The following is a 6,396-nucleotide window of genomic DNA, read 5'->3' as shown; positions in this document are numbered from 1 at the left end:
TGCGCAAGGCCGGCCGCCGCAGACTCGTCGAACTGATCCGGCCCAAAGCCCCGCGCATGGCCCAGCGGCTGATCGACGACGTCTTCGACGCCCTCGACGAACAGACCGTCGTCGTGCCCGGCACCGCCACCCTCGACATCGTCGTGCCCTCCCTGGCCGCCTCGCTCGCCGCCGTCCACACCCAGCGCCGAGCCCTGGAAGCCCAGATCACCACCCTGCTGGAGGCCCACCCTCTTCACCAGGTCCTGACCTCGATGCCGGGGGTCGCGGTCAGGACCGCCGCCGTCCTGCTGGTCACCGTCGGCGACGGCACCAGCTTCCCCACCGCCGCCCACCTCGCCTCCTACGCCGGCCTCGCACCGACGACGAAGTCCTCCGGAACCTCGGTCCACGGCGAACACGCACCCCGCGGAGGCAACAGACAGCTCAAACGCGCGATGTTCCCGTCCGCGTTCGCCGCCCTGCACGACCACGCCTCCCGCACCTACTACGACAAGTGCCGAGCCCGCGGAAAAACCCACACCCAGGCACTACTCCGCCTGGCCCGCCACCGCATCAGCGTGCTGTTCGCCATGCTCCGCGACAGCACCCTCCACGAACCCCGAACCCCACGCCTCGCTTGACGAAAGACATAGAGGCACCCCCCCCCGCGTCCGCCGCCCTGCGCGCCCCTGTGTGCGCCCCCCTGTGAGCGCCCCTGCGCGTGCGCCCCTCTGTGCGCGCCCGCGCGCTCAGCGCAGCGTCTCGCCCAGAAGGTCGAGCAGCCGCTCGGCCGCGGTCTCCAGCTGGGCGAGGTCGTGCCGGGGGCTCTCCTCCGGCGGGACCGGACCGGCATAGCTCGACAGGAACGTGTCGAGGACGACGTACGGGACACCCAGCTCGGCCAGGGCCTCCAGGTCCGCGCGGACCTGGTCGACCGACCCGTGGCCCGGCAGCCGGGACTCCGCCGTCACCGGCCGCTCCGTGAGGTGCAGGGCGATCCGGGGTGTCACCGCGGGCGTCGGCCGGCCGGCCGCTTCGGCCGCGGCCTCCAGGACCGGCAGCCGCTCGCGGATCGCGTCCGCGCCCAGCGTGAACGGGTGCCAGGCGTCCCCGAACCGTGCGGCCCGGCGCAGTGCGGCGTCACTGAGACCGCCGACCCAGACCGGCGGGTGCGGGTGGCGCACCGGGGCGGGTCCCGTGGTGATGTCGGAGTACGCGGCGTGCTCGCCCCGGAAGGAGACCACCGGCTGCGTCCAGTGCTCCTTGATGCAGGCCAGGTACTCATCCGTGATCCGGCCGCGGGACGTGAAATCGATGCCGAGCGCCGCGAACTCCTGCTGCGACCAGCCGATGCCCACGCCGAACACGAGCCGTCCGCCGCTGAACCGGTCCAGATTGGCGGTCACCCGCGCGGTCTGCAGGGGGTGGCGGTACGGGAGGACCACGACCGTGGTGCCCAGTTCGATGGTGCTGGTACGCCCCGCGAGCCAGGCCAGCGTGGTGAACGGGTCGTAGAACGGCGGCGGGAAGACGCCGGCGGCCTCCGGGGGCAGCGTCACATGGTCGGAGATCATCGCCAGGTGGTAGCCCAGCTCCTCGGCGCCGCGCACCCACGTCTCGATGCTCTCGGGGGTGGTGCCCTCCCCGTAGTTGAGGATGTTGATCCCGATCTTCACAGTTGCTCCCCTCGGTTGCCGCACCCCTCGGAACGGGCAGTAAAAGGCCAGGTCAGAGGGGTGGTTGAGGGGGAGAGCGTAGCAGCCGGGAAGATCGGGGGAGGGGACGTGCGGCGATAAATCGGTACAAGGGCAAGGGAGTTGCCCCAGGGGTCAGGAGAGCGGCGCCGGCGTGGGAACCGGCGCGGACGACGCCACCACGCGGCCGCGCTGCCCGCCGATCGTGAAGAAGCGCAGCGAGAACTGGGCCAGCGGTCCGATGGCCAGCGCGTACAGCACGGTGCCCACGCCCACCGAGCCCCCGAGCACGAAGCCGACGACGAGTACGGCGACCTCGATGCACGTACGCACCAGACGCAGCGGCCGGCCCGTAAGGCGGTGCAGGCCGGTCATCAGCCCGTCGCGCGGTCCGGGGCCGAAGCGGGCGGAGATGTAGAGCCCCGTCGCCATGCCGTTCAGCAGGATCGCGGTGGCGAGCAGCGGGATGCGGACGGCGAGCGAGGTGATCTCCGGTACGAGGGCGAGCGTCGCGTCCATCACCAGGCCGAGGATCACGACGTTGGAGACCGTCCCGAGCCCGGGGCGCTGCCGCAGCGGAATCCAGAGCAGCAGGATCAGCGCGCCGGAGACGATGGTGATCGTGCCGATCGACAGGCCGGTGTGGCGGGAGATGCCCTGGTTGAGGACGCTCCACGGCTCCAGGCCGAGCCCGGCGCGCAACTGCAGGCCCATGCTGAGGCCGTACAGGACCAGCCCGGTGTAGAGGTGGACGAGGCGGCGCGGCAGCCGCCGGCCGGCCGTGTCGTCCGCGCGCCCGCCGACAGTCGCGTCCGCACTGCTGCCGGCCGTGTCCTCCGTGGCGTCGGACCTCCGTGTGCTGAACAAAACCTTCCCCCTCCTGGCATGATTGGACTGGCACATGACACTCTGTGGCGCGGAGTGGATCAGGTTCCATGGCCAATTGCGGAAAGGTGGACTGCTCACAATGGCGCAGTGGACTTCAGCGGTAGGGGCATCACAACTCGCCCGGCTGCTCCGGTCGCAGGACACCCGCGACGCCGTGGCGCCGGCCGGCCGCCGCATCCCCGCCTACCGCGGCCTCGCGGACGGCGTGCGCCTCCTCGTCCTGGAAGGCCGGGTCCCGGTCGCCGCCCGGCTGCCCGCGGAACGCGAACTGGCCGCCGCGCTCTCCGTGAGCCGGACCACCGTCGCCGCCGCCTACGAAGCGCTGCGCGCCGAGGGCTTCCTGGAGTCCCGGCGCGGCTCGGGCAGCTGGACCGCCGTACCCGCGGGCAACCCACTGCCCACCCGCGGCCTGGAACCGCTGCCGCCGGAAGCCGCCGGCTCCATGATCGACCTCGGCTGCGCCGCCCTCCCGGCCCCCGAACCGTGGCTGACCCGCGGCGTACAGGGCGCCATGGAACACCTCCCGCTGTACGCGCACACCCACGGTGACTACCCGGCCGGCCTGCCCGCCCTGCGCCAGGCGCTCGCCGACCGCTACACCGCCCGCGGCATCCCCACGATGCCCGAACAGATCATGGTCACCACCGGAGCCATGGGCGCGGTGGCCGCCATCTGCCGCCAGATCACCCGGCCCGGCGAACGGGTCGCCGTCGACTCCCCGTCGTACGCCAACATCCTCCAGCTGATGCGCGACGCCGGCGCCCGGCTGGTCCCCGTCGCCCTCACCGACCGCCTCGGCGGCTGGGACATCCCGGCCTGGCGCCAGGTCATGCGGGACGCCGCGCCCCGCATGGCGTACGTCGTCGCCGACTTCCACAACCCGACCGGCACCCTCGCCACCGAGGATCAGCGCCGCCGCCTGGTGGACGCCGCCCGCGCCGCCGGCACGGTCCTCGTCGTCGACGAGACCATGGCCGAACTCCGCCTCGACGACATCGAGACGCCCCGGTCCGTCTGCGCCTTCGACCCGGCGGGCAGCAACGTCATCACGGTCGGCTCCGTCAGCAAGGCGTTCTGGGCCGGTATGCGCATCGGCTGGGTACGGGCCGCCCCCGACATCATCCGCAGCCTCGTCGCCGCCCGCGCCTTCGCCGACCTCGGCTCGCCGGTCCTCGAACAGCTCGCCATCACCTCACTCCTGGAAGGCGACGGCTGGGAGCAGGCCGTGGAGATCCGCCGCGACCAGGCCCGCGAGAACCGCGACGCGATCGTCGCCGCGCTCCGGCGCCACCTGCCCGACTGGGAGTTCACCGTGCCGGCCGGCGGCCTCACCCTGTGGGCGCGCACCGGCGGCCTCTCGGGCTCGCGCATCGCGGAGGCGGGGGAGCGGCTCGGCGTACGGGTGCCCTCCGGCCCGCGGTTCGGCGTGGACGGCGCGTTCGAGGGTTTTGTCCGGCTGCCGTTCACGGTCAGCGGCGCCGTCGCCGAGGAGGCCGCGTCCCGACTGGCCGCCGCGGCCCGGCACGTGGCTTCCGGGACGGCTGCCGGAGAGGTCGAGGCGCCGCACAGCTTCGTGGCGTGAGAGGGCTGCGGGCGGTGTCCGGCAGCGGTACGGCCGGCACCTCGGAGGGGCGTCCCGGAGGGGCGCCTCACCTGCCCCAGTAGGTTCACGGCCATGGATGCGACCCTGCCGTTACTGATCATCATCGGCTTCTTCGCCGCGGCCCTGGGCTTCTTCGCGTGGCTCGCGGTGTACATCCGCCGCCGGGGTCTCGCGGGCGGGGCCATGAGCGCGGCGCTGGCCTCGTACGAGGAGGCGTTCCGTACCACGGCGCACGCGTCGCATGTGGAGATCCGGGTCCAGGCGGAACGCAAGGCGCCGGCCCTGTCGCCCGACCGCCACCGGGGCCGGAGCCCTGGCGAAAGCGAGCCGGTGGCCGCGGCGGGGCGGCGGTCGTCCGAGCAGCGTTCCCGCCGTTCGCGGCGGGGGATCGGCCGCTGGACCGATCGGCTGCGGCGCGGTCGCTGACCGGCCCCCGGCGGCTCAGCTCTCCGTGCGCCCGGGGCCGGTGGCTCCGAACAGGACGTCCACACCGATGGCCCCGCCGGGAGCGCGCTCGCCCGCGGTGGCCCGGTCGTCCCCGTTCGTGACGGTTTCCTCCGTACCGTCGGCCAAGGCCGCTTCCAGCCCGGCCAGGCGGGCCGCCTCGCTCAGGTCCTCGGTCGCGTCCTCTTCGAGCGGAGCGGCGGGCTCCGGAAGCAGATCCAGCACGGCCTGCCGGTGCGCCTCGCTCGTGGCGTCGTCGAACGGGTCGGGAGTGGCCGGGACCTGGAGACGGTGCACCGGGCCGGCGCCCAGCCGCGCGTAGCCGCGGCCCGGAGGCACCTCCGCGGCCGGCGTGGTGTGCGGCGGCGCCCCGAGCACGGCCTGCACCTCCTCCGGCGTGGCCACCCCCAGCACGACCCTGGCCCGGGTGTGCGTCAGTACGGGCTCGCTCAGCAGCCCGGCGCTGTCGATCTGGTCGGCCACCACCACCGTGACGTACGCCGCCCGGCCGTGCCGCAACGGCACCTGGAGCAGGTGCTGCGGGTCGTCCCGCCCCTCGGCCACCGCGAGATGAGCCAGCGCGGTGGGCCGGTCCAGGATGATCCACAGTGGCCAGCGGATGTCGTCCGGCGCCTGCTGCCCGGCCTGCCGCGCGCGGTTGGCGGTGATCAGCCGCCGCTCGGTCTCGTGCGCCGCCCACTCCAGCGTCGCGAGCGCCCCCGACAGCCCGGACTCGACGCCCATCACACCGGTCCGCCCGGCCAGACACGCGTACTCGCCGGTCCCGCCGCCGTCGATCACCAGGACGTCACCGTAGGGCAGGGCCTGCAGCGCGATCGACCGCAGCAGCGTCGTGGTACCCGCGCCCGGCTGCCCCAGCACCAGCAGATGCGGCTCGGTCGACCGCAGCCCGGTCCGCCACACGACGGGCGGTACGTCACGCAGCTCCTCACCGGCCTCCACCGGCAGCGTCCGCTGGACGGCTCCGGCGTCGGTGAACCCGAGGACGGTCTCGCCGTGCGTCGTCACGAACCGCTGCGCCGCGACATCGGTCGGCAGCGGCGGCAGCACGGTCAGCGTCAGCTGGTTCGACTCCTCGTCCCACGCGAAGTGGTACTCCCTGCCGCGCCCCGACTTCGCGTACAGCACCTGCTCGATACGGGCCCGGGACGAGGCATCGCCGTCGGTGAAGTACGCCGGGTACCGCAGGGTCAGCCGAGCCGGCCGCCCGGCCTCGTCGAACGCGTACTCGGTGAAGGCGCTCTCCCAGTCCCCGTCGTGGGCATACAGGGGGCTGGGATCGCCCTCGATCGCGAAGTACGGCACCAACGCCTCGTACAGCGCCTGCAGACGGCCGGTCTCCGCGTCGCCCGGACCGGCGGCGGGCTCCTCGGCCGGCTGCTGCTCCCGGCCCGCCCACGCCGCCGCTGCCATCACCGTGACCACGGCGAGCACCGGCCCGTACGGGACCAGCGCCACCGCCACGACGCTGCCCGCGGCGATGAACAGCAGCGAACCGCGCCGCTCCTTGGGCGTGGCGGACCAGCGCCGCCGCCCGGCGGCCAGCAGCCGGCGCAGCCCCCGGGTGATCGTGATCAGCGGGTGGAACACGTCGGCCGCGCCGTCCGCGGCGCTGCGCGCGAACTCGCGGCCGCGCGCGATCGGGGCGCTGTCGGTCAGGATGCGGGGCAGTGGGCGCCGGGCCACATCATCTCCTGGGGATCGTGCGGTGGTCGCTCCGGGGACCGCGGGCGGCCGGCTGCCGCGCCGCGCGGCGCGCGGGGG

Annotated in this window: 6 protein-coding genes; 3 read left to right on the top strand and 3 right to left on the bottom strand. The window is 73.8% G+C overall.

Annotated features, from left to right (window positions below; translation table 11 throughout):
- Window positions 1-623, top strand: a 623-nt coding sequence (locus tag ACZ53K_RS40570; RefSeq protein ID WP_468847546.1) for a transposase, incomplete at its 5' end; no start/stop codon positions are given.
- A 108-nt stretch (window positions 624-731) separates the two neighbouring features.
- Here ACZ53K_RS40570 and ACZ53K_RS40565 read toward each other — a convergent pair.
- The gene (locus ACZ53K_RS40565; protein ID WP_468847544.1) at window positions 732-1,658 is read right to left on the bottom strand and encodes an LLM class F420-dependent oxidoreductase; all 927 of its coding nucleotides are present in this window, start codon (window positions 1,656-1,658) and stop codon (window positions 732-734) included.
- A gap of 153 nt (window positions 1,659-1,811) precedes the next feature.
- Entirely contained in the window at window positions 1,812-2,543 is a 732-nt protein-coding gene (gene yczE / locus ACZ53K_RS40560; protein WP_468847542.1) for a membrane protein YczE, read from the bottom strand.
- Between the two features lie 100 nt (window positions 2,544-2,643).
- On the opposite strand from yczE, the gene ACZ53K_RS40555 reads away from it, so the two are divergent.
- Both ACZ53K_RS40555 and ACZ53K_RS40550 read left to right on the top strand, forming a co-directional pair.
- Window positions 2,644-4,146, top strand: coding sequence for an SCO1417 family PLP biosynthesis transcription factor (locus ACZ53K_RS40555; protein ID WP_468847539.1), 1,503 nt, complete (start codon window positions 2,644-2,646; stop codon window positions 4,144-4,146).
- Window positions 4,147-4,239: 93 nt separating this feature from the next.
- Window positions 4,240-4,593, top strand: a complete 354-nt coding sequence (locus ACZ53K_RS40550; protein WP_468847536.1) for a hypothetical protein — start codon at window positions 4,240-4,242, stop codon at window positions 4,591-4,593.
- Between the two features lie 15 nt (window positions 4,594-4,608).
- Here the strand turns inward: ACZ53K_RS40550 and ACZ53K_RS40545 are convergent, their stop codons facing one another.
- On the bottom strand, window positions 4,609-6,318 hold the full coding sequence (locus tag ACZ53K_RS40545; RefSeq protein ID WP_468847533.1) for a hypothetical protein: 1,710 nt from the start codon (window positions 6,316-6,318) through the stop codon (window positions 4,609-4,611).
- Window positions 6,319-6,396 lie beyond the last annotated feature (78 nt).

The sequence above is a fragment of the Streptomyces sp. NPDC033221 genome (genome assembly GCF_055577005.1).
Note: the sequence above shows the minus strand (reverse complement) of the source record. Positions and strands in the feature narration are given on the sequence as shown.

What these genes read in the sequence shown, in the direction of transcription:
- ACZ53K_RS40555 (WP_468847539.1), top strand. Translation starts at nt 2,644, where the DNA reads ATGGCGCAGTGGACTTCAGCGGTAGGGGCATCACAACTCGCCCGGCTG.
- ACZ53K_RS40550 (WP_468847536.1), top strand. Translation starts at nt 4,240, where the DNA reads ATGGATGCGACCCTGCCGTTACTGATCATCATCGGCTTCTTCGCCGCG.